Source organism: Sphingomonas sp. URJC2 (genome assembly GCF_059803575.1).
This window is the reverse complement of the sequence record NZ_JAPFGX010000049.1, coordinates 1-20024: the sequence shown is the minus strand read 5'-3', so window position 1 is coordinate 20024 and position 20024 is coordinate 1. Positions and strand designations below refer to the sequence as shown.

Sequence of the window (20024 nt, the reverse complement as noted above, 5' to 3'; positions counted from 1 at the left end):
CCCCACCCGGCCTCCCAACGGCAGGATACGCTATGGGAGGCCGGGTGGGGGTGCGGGCCGGTGCCGCCCCCGCGCCGAGAGGCGCGGCACAAACACCCCCGCGCTCAGCTGCTGTCGACATTCATCCCGCTGCGAAAGTTCAGGCGGCGCGAGACCGTGTAGTCGACGACGGCGACGAGGAAATAGGCGAGTGCGTGCTGGACCCGCCATGGCCAGCGCCGCCAGCCGCTCAGGTCCGCCAGCCGCCACTGCCGCGCCGTCGCGCACTCGCCGTCGAAATAATCGCTCAGCTGCCGGGCGAAGGCCGGATCCTCGATCCGCAGCATCAGCTCCATGTTCAGGAACAGGCTGCGCATGTCGAGATTGGCCGAGCCGATATGGACGGTGTCGTCGATCACATAGAGCTTGGTGTGCAGCCTTTGCCGGTCATATTCATGGATGCGCGCGCCGCGCCGCAGCAGCCCCGGATAGGTGAAGCGCGCCGCCGCGATGGTGGTGCCATTGTCCGACCGGCCGGCGGTCAGCAGCTGCGCCGATCCGCGCCGCGCCACCCGTTCGATGCGGCGCAGCCAGGTGGGCGCAGGGGCGAAATAGGCGGTGATCAGCCGCAGCCTTGTGGCTGCGCCCAGATCGGCGCGCAGCTGCGCGGCCCAGGGGCTGATGCGGATCGTCGGCCCGCCGAGCAGCCAGCGCACCTGCCCGTCGCGCTCGCTCCAGCCGAACAGCGCCCGGCGCAGCGCGCGCATGCGCGGGCGCTCCTGCCCCGACCAGCCGAACACCATGTCGTAATAGCCGGTCAGCCGCCCCGCCGCCGGGCCGGCGACGATCAGCCCCAGATCGCGCCAGCCATCGGGATCGCCCTCGGCGAAATAGGAATCGTCGATGTTGAAGCCGCCGATCAACGCCACCGTTTCGTCGGCCAGAGCGAGCTTCTGGTGGTTGCGCAGCAGATAGCGCCGTCCGAGCCGGGGGATGAAGCGGCAGATGTCCGCCCCCGCGTCGCGGAGCGGGGCGAGAAACGGATCATCGGCGGTGCTGCCGAACCCGTCGAGCAGCAGCCTGACCCTGACCCCGCGTGTCGCCGCCGCGACCAGCGCGTCGCGCACCCGCGTTCCCGCCGCATCGGGGGCGAAGATGTAATAAAGCAGGCGCAGCGACGTCTTCGCCCCGTCGATCAGATCGATGAGCGCCGCCAGCCGGTCCGGCCCCGATGTCACCAGCGTGAGCCGGTCGGCCCCGATCAGCTGCTCCCCGGTCTGCTGTTCAATCTCCACATGGCGGTGATGGCAAAGCGGGCGGACGCGCGCAACGTCGCCGGGCGCGCTTGGGGGCGGGGCGCGTTTACATTGACTCCGCCGCGCGTGCCGCCTATGTGACCCGCTTTCCGCACAACCCGCTTTTTCTGGAGCGTTTATGGCGCGCGTTACTGTCGAGGATTGCGTCGACAAGGTTCCGAACCGCTTCGATCTCGTGCTGCTGGCGGCGCAGCGCGCCCGGCAAATCTCGGGCGGCGCCGAGCTGACGCTGGACCGCGACCGCGACAAGAACCCGGTCGTCGCGCTGCGCGAGATCGCCGAACAGACGATCCTGCCGGTCGACCTGCATGATGCGGTCGTCTCCGGCCTGCAGCGCGTGCAGATCGACGATGATGACGCGCCCGATGAAGTCGGTTCGCTGGCCGCGTCGGCCGAGGCGCTGCGCCTCACCGCCGCCGCGCCGCCGCGCAACCAGAATCTCGGCCCGGATTACGAATAAGCCGGGCGCGTTGCGCAGGCTGATCCGCACAGCGGCGCGGGGGGCGACCTCCGCGCCGTTGGTGTTTTTGGCGCAGCCATCGTCTCCGGTGCCGGCCGGTCGTGCCGCGCGGCGTGACTTCGCGCACCGTTTCCGTTAAGCGCGCGGCTCTTATGGCCGACACTCAGACCGATTTCCGCGACACCGTCTTCCTGCCGAAGACCGATTTCCCGATGAAGGCCGGGCTGGCCCAGAAGGAACCCGCGATCCTTGCGCGGTGGGACCGGATCGGCCTGTATCAGCGGCTGCGCGCCGCCCGCGCCGGGGCGCCGCGCTTCATCCTTCATGATGGCCCGCCCTACGCCAATGGCGACATCCATATGGGCCATGCGATGAACAAGGTGCTCAAGGACATCATCGTCCGCACCCAGTCGCTGCTGGGCAAGGATGCGCCCTATGTGCCCGGCTGGGACTGTCACGGCCTGCCGATCGAATGGAAGATCGAAGAGGAATATCGCAAGCAGAAGAAGAACAAGGACGAGGTTCCCGCCGCCGAGTTCCGCGCCCAGTGCCGCGCCTATGCCGACAAATGGGTGGGCGTGCAGAAGGCGCAGTTCCAGCGCCTCGGCATCATGGGCGACTGGGATGATCCCTATCTGACGATGACGTTCGACGCCGAGGCGACGATCGTCGGCGAGCTGCTGAAGTTCGCCGAAAGCGGCCAGCTTTATCGCGGTGCAAAGCCGGTGATGTGGTCCCCGGTCGAAAAGACCGCGCTTGCCGAGGCCGAGGTCGAATATGAGGATGTGACCTCGACCCAGATCGATGTCGCGTTCGAGATTGTCGAGGCCCCGAACGCCCCCGACCTGGTCGGCGCGCATGCGGTGATCTGGACGACCACGCCGTGGACGATCCCGGTCAACCAGGCTTTGGCCTATGGCGAGGGTATCAACTATTACAAGTTTAAGGCAAGCGACGGCCGCACCTATCTTGTGGCCTTCGATTTGATCGACGCTTTCCGCAACCGGACCGGCCTCACTGCGATCGACAGCAGCGAGATGCCGGACGATGATCATGATCTGGTCCATTGGGTGGCTGACAACCTCATGATCAAAGGCAGCGACCTTGCCGGGGCCAAGGCCCGTCATCCGATGCACGCGCTGGGCGGCTTTTTTGCCGCCCCCCGCCCGCTGCTGCCCGGCGATTTCGTGACCACCGATGCCGGGACCGGCCTTGTCCATATGGCCCCGGATCATGGCGAGGACGATTTCGCGCTGTGCCGCGCGCATGACATCCATCCGGTGTTCGCGGTGATGGACGATGGCCGTTACCGCGACGACTGGGCATGGCTGGGCGGCGCGGACGAACGGCGGCTGAGCGTCATCAACCCGAAGTTCAATGCGCCCGAAGGGCCGATCTGTGCCGATCTGCGCGCGGCGGGGGCCTTGCTGTCGGCCGGGGCGTTCCAGCACAGCTATCCGCACAGCTGGCGGTCCAAGGCGCGGATCATCTTCCGCTGCACGCCGCAATGGTTCATCGGCATGGACCGGCCGGTCGCGCTGCCCGGTCAGGCGGATGCGGCGGGCGATGCCGCGCCGACGCTGCGCGGCCTCGCGCTCAATGCCATTGCCGAGACCCGGTTCGTGCCCGACAAGGGGCGCAACCGCATCGGCGCGATGGTCGAAGGCCGGCCGGACTGGGTGATTTCGCGCCAGCGCGCCTGGGGCGTGCCGATTGCGCTCTATCTCGACCGCCGCACCGGCGACTATCTGCGCGATGCCGAGGTCAATGCCCGGATCGTCGCCGCCTTCCGCGCCGGCGGGGCCGATGCGTGGTTCGGGGCCGATCATCAGGCGCTGCTCGGGCCGGGGCGCGACCCGGCCGATTACACGCCGGTCACCGACATTCTCGATGTCTGGTTCGACAGCGGCTCCACCCACGCCTTTGTCGTCGAGGCGCGTTACGGGGCCGGCGTGCGCGCCGACCTGTATCTGGAAGGGTCGGACCAGCATCGCGGCTGGTTCCAGTCCTCGCTGCTCGAAGCGTGCGGCACGCGCGGGCGCGCGCCTTATGCGGCGGTGCTCACCCATGGCTTCGCGCTCGACGGGCAGGGGCGCAAAATGTCGAAATCGCTCGGCAATGTCGTCGATCCGCTGAAGGTCATCCAGGATTCGGGGGCGGACATTCTGCGCCTGTGGGTCGCCTCGACCGACTATTTCGAGGATGTCCGCATCGGCAAGGAAGTGCTGGCGACGACCAGCGATGCCTATCGCAAGCTCAGGAACACCTTCCGTTATCTGCTCGGCGCGCTCGACGGGTTCGATCCGGCCGAGGCGGTGACCGAGTTCCCGGAGCTGGAGGCCTATATCCTCCACCGGCTGGCCGAGCTGGACGCCGAGCTGCGCGAAGCGGCCGATGCGTTCGAGCTCAACCGCTATGTCCGCCGCATCGCCGAGTTCGCGAACGAGGATCTGTCGGCCTTTTTCTTCGATATCCGCAAGGACAGCCTGTATTGCGACGCGCCCGCCGCGCCGCGCCGCCGCGCCTATCGCACGGTGCTCGACATTCTGTTCGGCGCGCTCGTCCGCTATCTGGCGCCGGTGCTGCCCTTCACCGCCGAGGAGGCGTGGCAGAGCCGCTGGCCCGATGATGAGGGGTCGGTGCATCTGGCGGTGTGGCCGCAGATCGATGCCGGCTGGCTGAACCCGGCGCTGGGGGCCAAATGGGCCGAGCTGCGCGCGCTGCGTTCGGCGGTGACCGAGGCGATCGAGCCGCTGCGCCGCGACAAGCTGATCGGATCGAGCCTTGAGGCCGAGATCACCGTGCCCGGCCAGCATGACGCCGATCTGGAAGAGCTGTTCATCGTGGCGAAGGTGTCGCCGGGCGATGCCATCGCCGTGACCCGCACCGACGCCCATAAATGCGGCCGCTGCTGGCGGCATCTGCCCGATGTCGCGGCCGATGGCGCGCTGTGCGGCCGCTGTGCCGAGGTGGTCGGTGGCTGAGCCGGCGTTCGGGAGCGGCGCGGCCGACGATGCCGGGCTGGCGCGGCTGCGTGCCACCGGGCTGGCGCTGGCGGGCGCGGTGTTCCTGATCGACCAGCTGGTCAAATATTGGGTGATCGGGCCGCTCGCGCTCCAGCTGCATGGCCAGATCGTGCTGCTGCCGGTGTTCAACCTCACCTGGGTGCAGAATTACGGCGTCTCGCTCGGCTTTCTGACCGCCAGCAGCGATCTGGCGCGCTGGGCGCTGGTCGCGATGACCGGGCTGATCGCGACCGGCGTGCTCGTCTGGATGTGGCGCGAACGCAGCCGCGCCGATGTGTGGGCGCTGGCGGCTGTGCTGGGTGGTGCTGCGGGCAACATTCTCGACCGCATCCGCTTTGGCTATGTGGTTGATTTTCTCGACCTTCATTTCGGGGACTTTCGCCCGTTTTTGGTCTTCAATGTGGCCGACGCCGCGATTACCATCGGCGTCCTGACGCTGCTCGGGCGCGCGTTGCTCGTTCGCCGCGACTCGCAATCTTCGGAGACAATCGATGCGTAATCTTGTTGTTCTGGGCGCCGCTGCGCTGCTGCTGGCCGGCTGCGGCGGGTCGAACGCGATGAGCGGGCGTCGCGGTCCCGACGAATTCGCCGCCGCGCGCCGCGCGCCGCTGGTCGTGCCGCCCGATTTCGCGCTGGTGCCGCCGACGCCGGGTGCGCCGCGCCCGCAGGAGGCCGATTCGAGCACCCAGGCGCTGCAGGCGCTGTTCGGCGGCCCCGCCCCGCGCAGCAATGCGGAGCGCGTGACGCTGGGTCAGGCCGGCACCGACCGCGCGGCGGCGGGAATCCGCTCTGCCGCCGGCGATCCGGCGACCGTGGTGGTCGACAAGGGGCAGGTGACCCGCGACATCATCGCCGCGCCCGAGGGCGATGGTCAGGATGCGCGCGCCGCCGTGCCGGCAACGCCGCCGCGCTGATCCGGTTCGCCGCGAACAGCCGATATCCGGCCCCGGTGCCCAGCGCCGGGGCCTTTTTCATGTCTGGAGCAATGGCCTGAAAAAATGGCCGGCAAGATCGTGTCTTGCCGGCCCGAGGTCGTCCGCAGGAGGAACATCGAAGGCCGGGGCGGAAACCCTGACCGTCGCCAATATCTTCGCAAAGACCGTGCCAGCCCCGGTTTTCCGCCATTTCTGCTCCAAAGACCGGTCATGATGGCTGATGGTCTGCCCGACAAATGTGCAGCGCAACACCAAACTGCACAAAAAACAGTCAATCATCGGGATCTTGTGGCGCTTTACCAAAGCAAAAACAATTGTGCGACGCAGCATCATAACGGGCGCGATCGCACAATTTCATTGACGACCCGTTCACAAAGATGAAACATCCGAGTCGCCGAGAGCGGGGGACGTGCATGAAAATTGTCACAGCGATCATCAAACCGTTCCAGATCGATCGCGTCCGCGAGGCGCTGACCGGGCTGGGCGTGTCCGGCCTGACGATCACCGAAGTGCGCGGGTTCGGCCGGCAAAAGGGCCAGACCGAAATCTATCGCGGGGCCGAATACACGACCAACCTTGTGCCCAAGCTCAAGGTCGAGGTGGTGTGCCCCGAGGCGCGGGTCGACGCCATTGTCGAGGCCATTCAGGCCGCCGCCGTCACCGGATCGATCGGCGACGGCAAGATTTTCGTTCAGCCGATCGAACAGGCGGTCCGCATCCGCACCGGGGAGACGGGCGATGCGGCGATCTGACCGGAAGGGGGGAAGCATGATTGCAAAATCGTTGGCCGGGCTCGGCCTTGCGCTGTTTGCGGCGCTGCCGGCCTGGGCGCAGGGCGCGGCCGTGTCCGCCATTCCCGAGCCGAGCGTGGACAAGGGCGATATCGCCTGGATGCTGGTGTCGTCGGCGCTGGTGCTGATGATGTCCGCGCCGGGCCTCGCGCTGTTCTATGGTGGGCTGGTGCGCACCAAGAACATGCTGTCGGTGCTGACCCAGGTGTTCATGATCGTCTGCCTGGTCGCGGTGATCTGGGTGTGCTGGGGCTACAGCATCGCCTTTACCGAGGGGAATGCGTTTTTCGGCGGCTTCGGCAAGCTGTTCCTGAAGGGTGTCGACGCCAATTCGCAGGCGGCGACCTTCTCCAACGGCGTCTATATCCCCGAATATGTGTTCATCTGTTTCCAGATGACCTTTGCCTGCATCACCCCGGCGCTGATCGTCGGGGCCTTTGCCGAGCGGGTGAAGTTTTCCGCGCTGATGCTGTTCGTGACGCTGTGGGTGACGCTGATCTATTTCCCGATGGCGCACATGGTCTGGTATTGGGACGGGCCCGATGCGATTGCCAAGGCGGCGCTCGCCGGAGCCGATGCGCTGGCGGCGGCCAATGGCCATGCCGGCTTCCTGTTCCAGATGGGCGCGCTCGATTTCGCCGGCGGCACTGTCGTCCATATCAATGCCGGGGTGGCCGGGCTGGTCGGGGCGATCATGCTTGGCAAGCGGCTCGGCTATCCGCGCGATCCGATGCCGCCGCATTCGTTGACCATGACGATGATCGGCGCGTCGCTGCTGTGGGTCGGCTGGTTCGGCTTCAATGCCGGATCCAATCTCGAGGCCAATGGCGTCACCGCGGTCGCGTTCATCAACACCTTTGTCGCCACCGCCGCGGCGGCGCTCAGCTGGGTGCTGGTCGAACAGGCGACCGGCGGCAAGCCGTCGCTGCTGGGCGCGGTCACCGGCGCGGTGGCGGGGCTGGTCGCGGTCACGCCGGCCTCGGGCTTTGCCGGGCCGATGGGGGCGGTGGTGCTGGGGCTGATCGTCTCGCCGATCTGCTTCTTCTTCGTCGCCAAGGTGAAGGTGAAGCTTGGCTATGACGATTCGCTCGACGTGTTCGGCGTCCATTGCGTCGGCGGGATCGTCGGCGCGCTGGCGACGGGCATATTGGTCGATCCCGCGCTCGGCGGGCAGGGCGTGGCCGATTATGCCAGCCAGCCGGGCACCGCGGTGTTCGCCTATGGCGGCATGGCGACCCAGCTCTGGGCGCAGGCCAAGGCGGTGCTGTTCACCCTGGCCTGGTCGGGAATCGGTTCAGCGATCCTGTATCTGGCGATCGACAAGACGATTGGCCTGCGTGCCGGTGATGAAGAGCAGCATGCTGGCCTTGATATCTCCGATCATGGCGAGCGTGCGTATAACTACTGATCAACTATTGTTGTAAATCGAATCCATTAAAACTATGCATTTGTGCCTGGAGTAAAACGTAGTTCTACTATGATTAGTGTTGCTTATTTTGCTTTTGCACTTTTCATAATAAGAACAAGCTGAGTCCGCCGGAGGAGTAACCAAGAGTTACTTTAAGAGGACGAAAATCATGAAGATGATCAGCAAGAACGTTTTGCTCCGGGCCATGTGCATGACGCTGGCCGGCATCGCCGCCCCGGCGGTCGCCCAGGAGCGGGAGTCGAGCTACACCGTCGCCCTGAACCAGGACAGTTTCTTCGGCTTCTACCCGACGTTCAGCGGCTCGATCCCCACGGGGGAAAAGACCGATTTCACATTCTACGGCATTTTCTGGACCAAGCCGGCCTTCGGGCTCAACCCGACCAATACCGGCGACGATCTGTGGACCGAATTCGGTGTCGGGGTGAACTTCAACCTTGCCGATGGCAAGCTGAAGGTGAAGCCGCAGATCGGCCTGACCAATGGCGCGCTGCTGTCGGGCGGGTCGGTCAACGCCGCCGGGGTGGTGCAGGGGGCCAAGTTCGCCGACGGCGTGGTGCCGAGCCTGACGGTCAACTATGCCGATGAGAAGGTCGAGGCGGAGTTTTATGCCGGCTATTATGCGGCGCTGCGCAACCGGGGCGACGATGCGGCGCTCGACTTCCTCCACACCTGGACCAATGTCGGCTACAAATTCAGCGACAAGGTGTCGGCCGGGGCCCATTATGAGCTGCTGTCGAACACCCGCAACACCTATCCCGGCGGGGCCACTGCGCGGGTTTATCAGTGGGTCGGCCCCTATGTGCAGTTCAGCCTGCCCAAGGGTTTTTACGCCCGCTTCACCGGTGGCGCGGATATCGAGAGCGGAAATGCCGGCGATTTCTACAAGATGAGCATCGGCATGACGTTCTGATCCGGACATGACCGGCGCAGGGCCAGTCGATTGACAGCAATCGCGGCAGCTGCCCGGATCCGGCGGCGCCGATCATCTTCACGCATCTGTCCGGATATCCGGAATATGCGACAAAAGGGGCTGGCATGTCTTTCATGCCGGCCCCTTCACCTTGTCTCATCGCCCAGGAAAATCGCCGGCAAATCATAAAAGAATTTGATTCATGCCATAAGCGTGCATAGCATCAAGCGGCTGGCGGATACGCACCCGAAACGAGGTACGCTGCGCCACGCGCAGGACGGACGACGCGATTTTCTTTGCGGGGGGTCTGGTCTATGCGCGCTTATCTTGGTGGCTTGGCGTTTGTTGCGGCTCTGTCGGCCTCGCCGGCTTTGGCTCAGGACGGCGAGGCGACGCCCGCCTTCACCGTCAGCGGAACCGCTGCCCTGCTGTCCGATTACCGGTTTCGCGGCGTGTCGCAGAGCGACAAGGAAATGGCCGTGCAGGCCGGGCTTACCATCACCCACAAAAGCGGGCTTTATGCCGGTGCCTGGGGCTCGAACCTGGCCGGTTGGGGCACGTTTGGCGGGGCCAATATCGAGCTTGATCTGATCGCCGGCTACAAGACCGCGATCAGCGAGACCGGCACCATCGATGTCGGCCTGACCTGGTACATGTATCCGGGCGGTGCCGACGTCACCGATTTCGCCGAACCCTATGTGAAGCTCAGCGGCACGACCGGCCCGGTCACGCTGCTTGCCGGCATTGCCTATGCGCCCAAGCAGCGCGCGCTGGGCAATTTCTCGGCAACGCCGCAAAGCCGGGGGCAGAAGCAGGACAATCTCTATCTGTGGGGCGATGCCGCCGCGCCGATTGCCGGCACGCCGCTGACCGCCAAGGCGCATCTCGGCTATTCAAAGGGCAATCCGGGGCTGGGACCGAACGGCACCAGCGTCTCGCCGACCGGCGAATATCTCGACTGGCTGCTCGGGCTCGATTTCACGGTCAAGAATCTGACGCTGGGCGTCGCTTATGCCGATACCGACATTTCGCGGGCGCAAAGCGCCTATCTGCAGCCGGGCTTCAGCAAGGCAGGGGGGGGCGTGACCTCGATTGCCGGCGGCACGGTGATCGTGTCGCTGACCGCCGCCTTCTGACCGGCCCGGCGGGGATCGGGCACCGGTCATCGGTTTCGATGCCGGGTCCGGTCCGGTTTACCCGTTTCCGCGCTGTTCGCTGGCCATCGGTTCCGTTAGGTTCCTTTCGTCTTGCGGTGCCGCCCGTCCTGCGCCCGATCAGCCCGACCGCCCGGCCGGGCCGCAACGGCGGTCGGGACTGCGGCAGCTTCGAAGCGGAGAGCGGGAGCATTTGACCAGAGGCTGGACGTTTGCTGGCGGTGGCGTGCGGCCGGTGCAGGGCTATGCGCTGGCAGTGGCGGCCTGTGCCGCGGCGATCGGCATCCGGCTGGCGGCCGCGCCGCTGCTGCCGCCGGGGTTTCCGTTCCTGACGTTTTTCCCCGCCGTCATCCTGGTCGCGTTCGTCGCCGGGCCTGGCCCGGCGACGCTGTGCGCGCTGCTGTCCGGGCTTGCCGCGGCGTTGCTGTTCATGCCCGCCGGTCCGGCCGGTCCGGCGTCGCCGGCCGGCATGGTCGCGCTCGGCATGTTCGCGAGCGTCGCGGCCATCGACATCATCCTCATCCATATGACGACGCGCGCCGGCAACCGGCTGCGTGCCGAGCGCGAACGGGCCGCGCGGCTTTACGAGGAACAGCGGCTGCTGTTCCAGGAGCTGCAACACCGCGTTGCCAACAACATGGCCTTTGTCGCCTCGATCCTGTCGATGCAGAAGCGCCGCGTCGCCAGCGATCCGGGATCGGCGATGGTGGCGTTCGACGATGCGATCGAGCGCATCCACGCCATCGCCCGCGTCCACCGGCGACTTTACGATCCCGCCGCTGCCAGCCTGTCGGCACAGGATTATCTCGAGCAGCTGGCGCGTGATTCGCTGACGCTGATGAACGCCGGCGAGGTGCGGCTGGAGGTCAGCGCGCCCGAACTTCAACTCGATCTCACCCGGCTGGTGGCGCTGTCGCTGATCGTGACCGAATTGCTGACCAACGCCGTCAAGCACGGCCTTGCCGGGCGCAGCGACGGGCTGATCCGCATCGGGATCGCGCCTGCGGGGCCGGATCTGCTGGCGCTGACCGTCGCCGATGACGGGCCGGGCCTGCCGCCGGGGTTCGATCCGCGCGCCGCCCGCGGGCTGGGCGCGCGGATCGTGCAGGGGCTGGCCGCCCAGCTGGGCGGCACGATCGACTGGCCGGTCGGCCAGGGCGGGATGGTCCGGGTCGAGTTTCCGGCCTGATCGCGTCACCGACCCGGCAGGACCGTCCGTGGCTGGGGGCCGTCGCGGTCAGCGCGCCTGGGTGCCGCCCACGGTCAGCCCGTCGAGCAGCAGGCTGGGCTGGCCGACGCCTGCGGGCACCGACTGGCCGCCCTTGCCGCACACGCCAATGCCTTCGTCGAGCGCGAAATCATTGCCGATCGCCTGCACGCGGGTGAGCGCGCTCGGCCCGTCGCCGATCAGCGTCGCGCCCTTGATCGGCGCGCCCAGCCGGCCATTTTCGATCAGATAGGCCTCGGTGCAGGAAAACACGAACTTGCCCGACACGATGTCGACCTGCCCGCCGCCGAAGCTCTTGGCGAAAATGCCCGATTTGACGCGGGCGAGCATCTCGCCCGGATCGTCGCTGCCGCCGAGCATGAAGGTGTTGGTCATGCGCGGCATCGGCGCATGGGCATAGGATTGGCGGCGGCCATTGCCGGTCGGGGCGACGCCCATCAGCCGGGCGTTCAGCCGGTCCTGCATATAGCCTTTCAGGATCCCGTCCTCGATCAGCACAGTGCGCCCGGTGGGCGTGCCTTCATCGTCGATGGACAGCGAGCCGCGCCGGTCGGCGATCGATCCGTCATCGACCACGGTGACACCCGGTGCCGCCACCCGTTCGCCGATGCGCCCTGAAAAGGCCGATGTGCCTTTGCGGTTGAAATCGCCTTCCAGCCCATGGCCAATGGCTTCGTGCAACAGAATGCCGGGCCAGCCCGGGCCGAGCAGCACCGGCATTTCGCCGGCGGGTGCCGCGACCGAATCGAGATTTACCAGCGCCTGGGCGAGCGCCTGATCGATCCCCCGCTGCCACTGCGCCTCGCTGAACAGCCGGTCATAGAGATAGCGGCCGCCCATGCCGAACGACCCGGTTTCGCGCCGGCCATTCTGTTCGGCGACGATGGCGATGTTGAGCCGCACCAGCGGGCGGACATCGGTGGCGACAAAGCCGTCGGCGCGGACGATTTCGACCACCGACCAGCTGGCTGACAGGCCGACCGACACCTGCGCGACGCGCGGATCGCGCGCGCGCGCCGCCGCGTCGATAGTCTGGCACAGGGCCACCTTGTCGGCAAAGGGCAGCAGCCCGATGGGATCATGGCCGGTATAGAGATGGCGGTTGGTGCGCGGCGGCGCGGGCGCGGCGGCCTGACCGGGATCGAGCACCCGTATCGTCTCGGCCGCGCGGCGGATGGCGGCGGCGCTCAACTCATTGGCATGGGCAAAGGCGGTGGTCTCGCCCGTCACGCCGCGCAGGCCGAAGCCCGAACTGGTCGAATAATCGGCGGTTTTCAGCCGGCCATCGTCGAAGCCGAAGCTCTCGCTCGCCTGATATTGCAGATAGAGTTCGCCGTCATCGACACCGCCCAGCGCCGCGCGCGTCAGCGCCAGCGCGGTATCGGGGTCGAGATCGCTGCCATAGAGGACGGCGCGCGGATCGGGAGCGTGCGGATCAGGGGACGGGGTCATGCCCCCCGATATAGGCGCTTCAATGGGCGGCGGAACCCTCATTGTCGGCCGGGCCGCCGATCAGCACGAAGCGGCGGTCGCAATAGCCGCATTCGCCATAGCCGCGTTCGTCGATCTCGATGAACACGCGCGGATGGCCGAGCGCGGGGTCGATGCCATGGCCGGAGCCGTCACAGGCGACGCGGCGGGTGGACACGCGGAGGGTTTCGGGTGGCGGGATCATGCCGCGTCCGATAGCAATCGCGCGTTGCCCTTTCCAGCCCCCCGCGGCTAGGGGAGAGCGATGGACGAAGCGGCAATCTCGATTCAGGGGCTGGGCAAGACCTATCGCGGCGGCAAGCGCGCGCTGGACGGGGTCAGTTTCGATGTGCCGCGCGGGCAGATTTTCGGGCTGCTCGGCCCCAATGGCGCGGGCAAATCGACGCTGATCAACATCCTGTCGGGGATGGTCCGCAAGACCGAGGGGCGGGCCGCGATCTGGGGGTTCGACATCGACGCGCATCCGCGCAACGCCAAGGCGTCGATCGGCATCGTGCCGCAGGAAATCGTCTTCGATCCCTTTTTCACGCCGCTGGAAACGCTGGAGCTGTTTGCCGGGCTGTACGGCGTGCCGCGCGCCGAGCGCCGCTCGATGGAGCTGCTGCGCGCCGTGCATCTGGACGACAAGGCCAATGCCTATTCGCGCACTTTGTCGGGCGGGATGAAGCGCCGGCTGCTGGTCGCCAAGGCGATGGTGCATTCGCCGCCGGTGCTGGTGCTCGACGAGCCGACGGCGGGCGTCGATATCGAGCTGCGCCAGCAGCTCTGGGCCTATGTCCGCGAACTCAACGACCGCGGCGTCACCGTCGTCCTCACCACCCATTATCTGGAAGAGGCCGAGGAGCTGTGCGACCGCATCGCGATCATTAACCATGGCCGGCTGATCGCCAATGAACCGACGCGCGAGCTGGTCGGCAAGGCGCAGGAAAAGCGCGTGGAAGTGACCGTCGACCGCGATGTCGCCGTGCCGCCGGCCGCCGACTGTTTCGAGAAGATCGCGCTGCGCGGCGAACGCGTGCTCGAAATCACCTATTCCAAGGCCAAGGTGAATGCCGGGCAGGTGCTGTCCGCCGTTCAGGCCGCCGGCCTCGGCATCGTCGATGTGACGACGCGCGAGGCCGATCTGGAGGATGTGTTCCTGAGCCTGACCCGCACCGCCTGAGCGGAGCGGGGCCGGGGAGGGAGACGGGGCACGGCCCCGCCCCGCATCAGCCGAAGATGAACGCGTCCAGCGGCAGGTCGAACACCCCGGCGACATGGCCGATCAGCTCGTCCCGGCTGTCCGCCCGGCCGTTGCCGTTGCTGTCGTGCAGGATCTCAAGACCCGCAAGGCCGCCGACCCGGCCCTTGCGGAACACATAATCGCCGGCGTCTCCCGCCAGCATGATCCGGTCGCCGGCCGCGAAATCGAGGATCTGGCCATAATCGCCGCGCCCGCTGCGCCGGCTCTGGCCATCGTCGTAGAAGCGGCCGCGCGCGTCGCCGAGCGCGAAGACATCGGCGCCGCCGCCGCCCACCAGCCGGTCGATGCTGCCCCGGCCGAGCAGCGCGTCACTGTCGGTCAGACCGGTCAGCCGTTCGGCAGCATCGCCGCCCGCCAGCCAGTCATTGCCCATTCCGCCGCGGATCACCGGCATGTCGCCCTCGGGCCAGGGCGCAGGCAGCAGCGGCCGGGGGAGTGCAGGCTTTTCGACCGGTTCCGGGATGTCCTGTTGCGGCGGCACCGGTGGCGGTGCCGGCTGCGGGGCAGGCGGGGGCGCAGGCTGGGGCTGGATCGGGGACGGGTTCGCCCCCGGTCCGACAGGCAGCAGGCCGGGCTGATAGCCGATGCCGGGCACGATCAGATCGGCAATGCCGGCACCTGCCCCGGCATCGATGCGCGGCAGGAACCGGTCCTGCCCGTCCAGCCCGTGCAGCACGGCATTATCATTCTGCGCCAGGCCGGTCGCGGTGCCGATCAGCAGATCGTCGGTGACGTTGCGGGTGATCAGCGCCCCGTCGACCCGGTCGACCCGGATCCACAGCCTTTTGGCATCGCTGGTCGGCGACACGACGGTGTTGCCGATGATCGCGACGCCGATCGCGCCTTCGACCGAAATGCCTTCGAACTGGTCGGACGAATAGATCAGGTTGTTTTCGATCCGCACATTGCTGTGCGGCATGCGGCCCTGTTCGTCGCGGATGAAAATGCCCTGGATGCCGGTGCCCGTGCCTTCGAGCACGACATTGTCGCGGATGAGGATGTTGCTCGATCCACGCGTCTGGCCCGCGGTCCAGAACTGGATCGCGTCGGGATGGTCGCCCGCGCCCGGCTGGAAATCGCGGTAGAGATTATTCTCGATGACGACCCCGTCGACCGCCGCGAAATCGCCGCCGTCGCTGCGGATGCGGTGGATCAGATTGCCGGCGATGCGGATGTCGCTCGACTGTTCGATGACGAATGCGCGCATCAGTTCCTGCACATTGGAGCCGGTGAGCGCAAAGCCGCGCGTGCCGGTGACATAGATGCCCCAGCCGTCATTGGCGGCATTGCCGTCAAGCGAGCCGTGCAGCGACACCCGGTCGAAGCGGATATTCTCGGCGTTGGTGACGGTGGCGAGCTGGGTCCATTCCGGCTCGCCGGGGGCGAGCGCGCGACCGATATCCAGCCCCTGGAACAGAATGTTGCGCGATCCGTTGACATGCACGCCGTCCAGCCGCGCTGGATTGCCGGCATCGGCCGAAGCGATGGTGATGTCGGCGGCAAAGCTGCGGCCATTGAGCGCCAGCGTGCCATAGCTGCCGGGCGCGAGCAGGATCGTTTCGCCGCCGCCGGCGCGGGCGAGCGCCGCATCGAGCTGCGCGCGGTCAGTGACGGTGATGACGGTCATTCAGGTCCCCGGACAAGCAACACGCCCCCGGCACGGGAAGGCGGCGGGCGGACATCCGCCTGCGCGCCCGGCGCTAGGCGGCGTGGATGAAGCCCAGATGAACCAGATTGGGACAGGGCGGCGGGCCGGGGGGCGGATGCGGCAGGCCGAGTCGTTGCCGAGCGCCCGGACCCGAAACGCGCCGCGTCAGAAATCGAGCGTCGCGCGCGCGATCAGCCCGGCCCCGCCCGGCTGCCGGCCATTGGCCAGCCGCAGCCCGGCACTGCTGTCGGCATAATCGAGTGCCAGCGTCAGCGGGCCGCGGCTGTGGCGCAGGCCCAGCCCCCATTCGGTGTAGCGCCGCGCCAGGGTCAGCTGCCCGCCGCCGGTGTCGCGCCCGATATGGGCGGCAAGGCTGAGCGGCGTCCCCGGCACGCCGATATCGAGCCCGGCGCGCAGATAGAGATTGTCGGCCCGGCCGGCGCGTCCCGCGCTGCCGGGAGCAAGCGCGCGCTGGCGCGGGGCATAATGGGCCGATGCGCGCAGGCCGACCGGGCCGAGATCATAGCTAAGCGCGGCATAGGGCTCGACAAAGTCGGTCGCCCCCGCCGCGCCGGCAAAGGCGAAATAACGCGCCCCGACATCGAGTTCGACCGGCCCGGCCATGGTCCGGTAGCCGGCGGCCAGCTCGACCAGCGCATCGGCCCCGCGCGCCACCGGGCCGGCGAGGCTGGCTGTGCGCAGCCCTGCATGCAGGCCCGAGACATGCACGGCGTCGAGCGTCGCGCCGAGGCTCGCCCGCCGGTTCGACAGCGACAGGCCGCGCAGCCGGAAATCGCTGGCGAGCGTCACGCCCGCGCGCAGGTCGAGCGCGGGGGGCGGATCAGTCATGTCCGCCGCCGCCGGTGTCGCTGCCGCCCCGGCGAGTGTGAGTGCCGACAGCAGCGCCGATCCGCGCGGGCGCATGCCGCCCGGTCCGGGGGAGATCATGGCCGGTGGCCGGATCAGCGGTCGTCCAGCTCGCCATTGGCGCGCGCGCGGCGTTCCTCGCGCGCCTGGCGCAGCAGCTGCTGATAGCAGCCGGTCCAGCCGCCCGCGCCGACCGGCGAGCAGCTGCTGATCCCGGCGGCACCGACATATTCCATGTTGCGCGCGCGCTCGGCCCAGCTCTGGCTCTGCGGGCTCGGCTCGATCCGGCGCAGCTCTTCGGGGATGCGGTATTTCTCGCCCTGCGGCTTGCGCACGCAGATCACGTCGCGCGGGCAGGGCTCGTTGCCGAACACCACCAGCACCGCCTCGTTCGAGTTGCGCTGCGCCGCCGCCGGGCCGATGGGCAGCAGCCCCGGCACGGTCAGCGCCAATGCCAGCGCGAAACGGATCTTGGTGGTCATTGCGGGTCCTCTTCCCTCGGCAGCGGCGGCACCGCCGCCGCCGGCTGTGTTTATGTTCAGATTCGCTTCGACAGCGCGATCGCCGCGCGGCAGCCCAGCCGGATCGCATGGAACATCACCGGATAGGCGGGCGCACGCTCCGCCCCGGCGGCCAGCGCCGCCTCGCGGTGCTCGACCTCCTCGGCCTGGAAATCGCGGATCGCCTCGGCCAGTTCCGGGTCGCGGTCGTCCAGCGTGTCGAGCTGTTCCTGATAATGGCGGTCGATTTCGGTTTCGATCGCCGCGGTGCAGGCCATCGCCGCTTCCGGGCCGATCGCCGCCGTCACCGCGCCCAGTGCAAAGCCGGCGACGTTCCACAGCGGCTGCAACAGGGTCGGGCGCACGCCGCGTTCGACGATCATCGCGTCGAACCGGCGGCGATGGCGTTCTTCCTGCGCGGCCATGCCGGCAATCGCGCGCGCGGCCGGCGAGCGGTCACCCATCACCGCCAGCTGCCCGGCATAGATGCGCGTCGCGCCATATTCGCCCGCCTGATTGACCCTGAGCATCGTCGCGGTATCGACCGCGCTGTCACCGGGTTTCCAGCTCATCGCGCGCCACTCCCTTTGATCGCAAGCGCCGCGACGCCTGTCGCCGCGGCAAAGGAAAACAGGGCGTTGAATCCGGCGAGCGATACGCCGAACAGCGTCCATTGCGGCTGGTCGCACCGGATGATCGGCGCGGCAAGAATGGATTTGAGCAGTTCCGCGCTGTTGCCCGTTGCAGTGCTCGCCGCACAGCTGGTCACGCCTTCCCACCAGCCATATTCGACGCCGGCATGAAACACGCCGATCGCGCCCGATATGGCGATGGCGAGCGCCGCCAGCAGCACCAGCGGGCGGGTGAGCCGCGCCGGCAGCACAAAGGCGAACAGCGCCAGCACCAGCGCCACTTCATGCGGCCAGCGCTGCCAATAGCACATTTCACACGGGAACAGCCCGCCCAGATATTCGGACGCAAGCGCCCCGCCCAGCAGTGCGGACGGGGCGGCAAAGGCAAGCAGCCGGGCCTGGGCAAGCGACGTCACGATGGGCAGTCTCGGTGCGGTGATCGTCGCCATTCAGGCCACCTGACCGATGAACATGGGCTGTATCATGGCTCAGCGCGGCCGGGATGCACCGGGCGCACCGGGCTTGGCGGTGGCGGCCGGTGCCGCCGGCTTGGCCGTCGCGGCACCGCCCAGCGCGACCTGCGCCCCGCCCTCGCGGCGCAGCCGGGCGATGGCGCGCACCGCATAATCGAGCTGGAAGTCGCTGACGCCCTGCTTCTTCAGCTCCTCGGCGGTCAGCTTGAAGCGCGGATCTTCCTTGCCGTCATCCTCGATCACCGACCGGTCGACCTTGGCCTCGTTGACCAGATGGCGGCGCAGATCGGCCTCGCGGAAGCGCGGCCGGGTCTTGTAATCGGGGTCGCTCAGCTGCGGCACGGCGATATCGGGTTCGATGCCGCCTTCCTGCACCGACTTGCCCGAGGGCGTGTAATAGCGCGCGGTCGTCAGCCGCAGCGCGCTGTCGGCGCTGAGCGGCAGCAGCGTCTGCACCGATCCCTTGCCGAAGCTGCGTTCGCCCATCACCAGCGCGCGGTGCTGGTCCTGCAGCGCGCCGGCCACGATTTCGGCGGCCGAGGCCGATCCGGCATCGACGAGCACGATCAGCGGCGCGCCGCCGGTATCGTCGCCGGCCTTGGCATAATAGCGCTCGACATCATTCTTCTCGCGCCCGCGCTGCGACACGATCTCGCCGCGTTCGAGGAACGCGTCCGACACCTCGATCGCCTGATCGAGCAGCCCGCCCGGATTGGAGCGCAGATCGATCACATAGCCGGCCGGCCGCCGCCCCAGCGCCTTCTGCACGCCAAGGATCGCCGCGCGCACCCCGGCGCCGGTATTCTTGGAGAAGCTGTTGATGTTGATGATGCCGACATCGCCCTTCAGCTCCCATTTCACGGGCTTCAGCTCGATCACCTCGCGCACCAGCGACACGTCGAACGGCTTGTCGCGGCCCGGGCGGACGATGGTCAGCTTGATCGAGGTGCCAGGCTTGCCGCGCATCTGCTCGACCGCCTCGTCCAGCGTGCCGCCATAAAGCAGCTGGCCGTTGATATGGGTGATATAGTCCCCGGCCTTCAGCCCGGCGCGCGCGGCCGGCGTGTCCTCGCTCGGCGCAATCACCTTCACCGCGCCGTCTTCCATCGACACGGTCAGGCCCAGCCCGCCATAATTGCCGTCGGTCTGCGCCTTCATCGACTGGAAATCGGTCGCGTCGAGATAGCTGCTGTGCGGATCGAGCGCGGCGAGCATGCCGTTGATCGCGCCGCGGATCAGCGTCTTGTCATCGACCTTGTCGACATATTCGCCGCGCACCCGCTCGAACACGCTCATGAACTGGTCGAGCTCGCGATAGGTGTCCTGCTCGACCGCGGCGAGGCCGGCGGTCGCGATCGGAACCAGGGCAAGGGCGCTGGCAAGGGCGGCGGCGCGCAACACGGGACGGAACATTCGCGGCACTTTCGGCAAGGGTGTTCGGGAACGATATAGGTATTCGCCAAGGGATTAAAGATCAGCGGATCACCGGATCAGCCCGGCCACGCCGACCGGGTGGCCCTGATGGCGCAGCTCGATCAGCAGCGGCGTCGTGCCCGCGCGGCCGACCGGGCTGCCCTGATCGACGGTGTCGCCGGCCCGCGCCGTCGCCCGCGCCAGCCCGGTGAGCACGCTCATCCAGCCCCGGCCATGATCGATGATCAGCACCTCGCCATAGCCGCGATACGGCCCGGCAAAGGCAATCCGCCCGCCCGCCGGCGCGACGAGCAGCGCCCCCGGTTCGGGCAGCAGCTCAAGCCCGCGCGCCCGCGCACCATCCGCCCCGGCCTCGCCAAAGCCCGCCACCACCCGGCCAAGCGCGGGCAGGCGGTAGGAGCCAGGCCCCGCCGCCCCGTCTGCCACCCCTTCTGCCGGCGCGGGGGTGGCGGGCGCGGGGGTTGCGGGCGCGGGCATCGCGCTTCCCGGCCGGGGCAGCGGCCCGGGC

21 protein-coding genes are annotated in these 20024 nt (G+C 67.7%); 10 read left to right on the top strand and 11 right to left on the bottom strand.

The window, feature by feature from the left end:
- Positions 1–104 precede the first annotated feature (104 nt).
- Positions 105–1274, bottom strand: a complete 1170-nt coding sequence (locus OPU66_RS13525) for a phospholipase D-like domain-containing protein (protein WP_498554189.1) — start codon at positions 1272–1274, stop codon at positions 105–107.
- 139 nt (positions 1275–1413) lie between these two features.
- On the opposite strand from OPU66_RS13525, the gene rpoZ reads away from it, so the two are divergent.
- From rpoZ to OPU66_RS13505, 4 genes are all read left to right on the top strand, one after another.
- Complete coding sequence (gene rpoZ / locus OPU66_RS13520; protein ID WP_498554187.1) at positions 1414–1755, top strand: DNA-directed RNA polymerase subunit omega; 342 nt, start codon at positions 1414–1416, stop codon at positions 1753–1755.
- A gap of 152 nt (positions 1756–1907) precedes the next feature.
- Positions 1908–4739, top strand: coding sequence for an isoleucine--tRNA ligase (ileS, locus tag OPU66_RS13515; RefSeq protein ID WP_498554186.1), 2832 nt, complete (start codon positions 1908–1910; stop codon positions 4737–4739).
- On the top strand, positions 4732–5280 hold the full coding sequence (lspA, locus tag OPU66_RS13510) for a signal peptidase II (RefSeq protein WP_498554185.1): 549 nt from the start codon (positions 4732–4734) through the stop codon (positions 5278–5280). The genes ileS and lspA overlap by 8 nt, the downstream gene beginning before the upstream one ends.
- Entirely contained in the window at positions 5273–5695 is a 423-nt protein-coding gene (locus OPU66_RS13505) for a DUF3035 domain-containing protein (protein ID WP_498554184.1), read from the top strand. The genes lspA and OPU66_RS13505 overlap by 8 nt, the downstream gene beginning before the upstream one ends.
- A 57-nt stretch (positions 5696–5752) precedes the next feature.
- Here the strand turns inward: OPU66_RS13505 and OPU66_RS13500 are convergent, their stop codons facing one another.
- Positions 5753–6049, bottom strand: coding sequence for a hypothetical protein (locus OPU66_RS13500; RefSeq protein WP_498554183.1), 297 nt, complete (start codon positions 6047–6049; stop codon positions 5753–5755).
- A gap of 80 nt (positions 6050–6129) precedes the next feature.
- On the opposite strand from OPU66_RS13500, the gene OPU66_RS13495 reads away from it, so the two are divergent.
- The 5 genes from OPU66_RS13495 (at position 6130) to OPU66_RS13475 (ending at position 11189) form a co-directional block, all read left to right on the top strand.
- On the top strand, positions 6130–6468 hold the full coding sequence (locus OPU66_RS13495) for a P-II family nitrogen regulator (protein WP_498554182.1): 339 nt from the start codon (positions 6130–6132) through the stop codon (positions 6466–6468).
- Positions 6469–6484: 16 nt separating this feature from the next.
- Positions 6485–7915: an ammonium transporter gene (locus OPU66_RS13490; protein WP_498554181.1), complete on the top strand. Its 1431-nt coding sequence runs from the start codon at positions 6485–6487 to the stop codon at positions 7913–7915.
- Between the two features lie 169 nt (positions 7916–8084).
- A complete protein-coding gene (locus tag OPU66_RS13485) occupies positions 8085–8846 on the top strand; it encodes a DUF6733 family protein (RefSeq protein WP_498554180.1) in 762 nt (253 codons plus the stop codon).
- A 314-nt stretch (positions 8847–9160) separates the two neighbouring features.
- Positions 9161–9982, top strand: a complete 822-nt coding sequence (locus OPU66_RS13480) for a TorF family putative porin (RefSeq protein WP_498554179.1) — start codon at positions 9161–9163, stop codon at positions 9980–9982.
- A gap of 211 nt (positions 9983–10193) precedes the next feature.
- Positions 10194–11189, top strand: a complete 996-nt coding sequence (locus tag OPU66_RS13475) for a sensor histidine kinase (RefSeq protein WP_498554178.1) — start codon at positions 10194–10196, stop codon at positions 11187–11189.
- Positions 11190–11237: 48 nt separating this feature from the next.
- On the opposite strand, the gene tldD is transcribed toward OPU66_RS13475, so the two are convergent.
- Together tldD and OPU66_RS13465 are read right to left on the bottom strand one after the other, a co-directional pair.
- Entirely contained in the window at positions 11238–12680 is a 1443-nt protein-coding gene (tldD, locus tag OPU66_RS13470) for a metalloprotease TldD (RefSeq protein ID WP_498554177.1), read from the bottom strand.
- Positions 12681–12699: 19 nt separating this feature from the next.
- Positions 12700–12903, bottom strand: a complete 204-nt coding sequence (locus OPU66_RS13465; protein ID WP_160591161.1) for a zinc-finger domain-containing protein — start codon at positions 12901–12903, stop codon at positions 12700–12702.
- A gap of 60 nt (positions 12904–12963) precedes the next feature.
- Here OPU66_RS13465 and OPU66_RS13460 point away from each other — a divergent pair, with 60 nt between their 5' ends.
- On the top strand, positions 12964–13881 hold the full coding sequence (locus OPU66_RS13460; RefSeq protein ID WP_498554175.1) for an ABC transporter ATP-binding protein: 918 nt from the start codon (positions 12964–12966) through the stop codon (positions 13879–13881).
- A gap of 46 nt (positions 13882–13927) precedes the next feature.
- On the opposite strand, the gene OPU66_RS13455 is transcribed toward OPU66_RS13460, so the two are convergent.
- The 7 genes from OPU66_RS13455 to OPU66_RS13425 form a co-directional block, all read right to left on the bottom strand.
- Entirely contained in the window at positions 13928–15589 is a 1662-nt protein-coding gene (locus OPU66_RS13455; RefSeq protein ID WP_498554173.1) for a right-handed parallel beta-helix repeat-containing protein, read from the bottom strand.
- 186 nt (positions 15590–15775) lie between these two features.
- Entirely contained in the window at positions 15776–16534 is a 759-nt protein-coding gene (locus OPU66_RS13450) for a TorF family putative porin (RefSeq protein ID WP_498554172.1), read from the bottom strand.
- A gap of 38 nt (positions 16535–16572) precedes the next feature.
- Positions 16573–16959 (bottom strand): hypothetical protein, encoded by a 387-nt coding sequence (locus OPU66_RS13445; RefSeq protein WP_498554171.1) that lies wholly within the window; start codon positions 16957–16959, stop codon positions 16573–16575.
- Between the two features lie 56 nt (positions 16960–17015).
- Positions 17016–17549 (bottom strand): demethoxyubiquinone hydroxylase family protein, encoded by a 534-nt coding sequence (locus tag OPU66_RS13440; protein ID WP_498554170.1) that lies wholly within the window; start codon positions 17547–17549, stop codon positions 17016–17018.
- Positions 17546–18058 (bottom strand): disulfide bond formation protein B, encoded by a 513-nt coding sequence (locus tag OPU66_RS13435; protein WP_498554169.1) that lies wholly within the window; start codon positions 18056–18058, stop codon positions 17546–17548. The genes OPU66_RS13440 and OPU66_RS13435 overlap by 4 nt, the downstream gene beginning before the upstream one ends.
- A gap of 39 nt (positions 18059–18097) precedes the next feature.
- Positions 18098–19495 carry a S41 family peptidase gene (locus tag OPU66_RS13430; RefSeq protein ID WP_498554168.1) on the bottom strand — a complete coding sequence of 466 codons (1398 nt, stop codon included), beginning with the start codon at positions 19493–19495 and terminating at the stop codon, positions 18098–18100.
- Between the two features lie 69 nt (positions 19496–19564).
- Positions 19565–20024 (bottom strand): murein hydrolase activator EnvC family protein (locus OPU66_RS13425; RefSeq protein ID WP_498554167.1); only part of this gene is annotated, 460 nt, incomplete at its 5' end.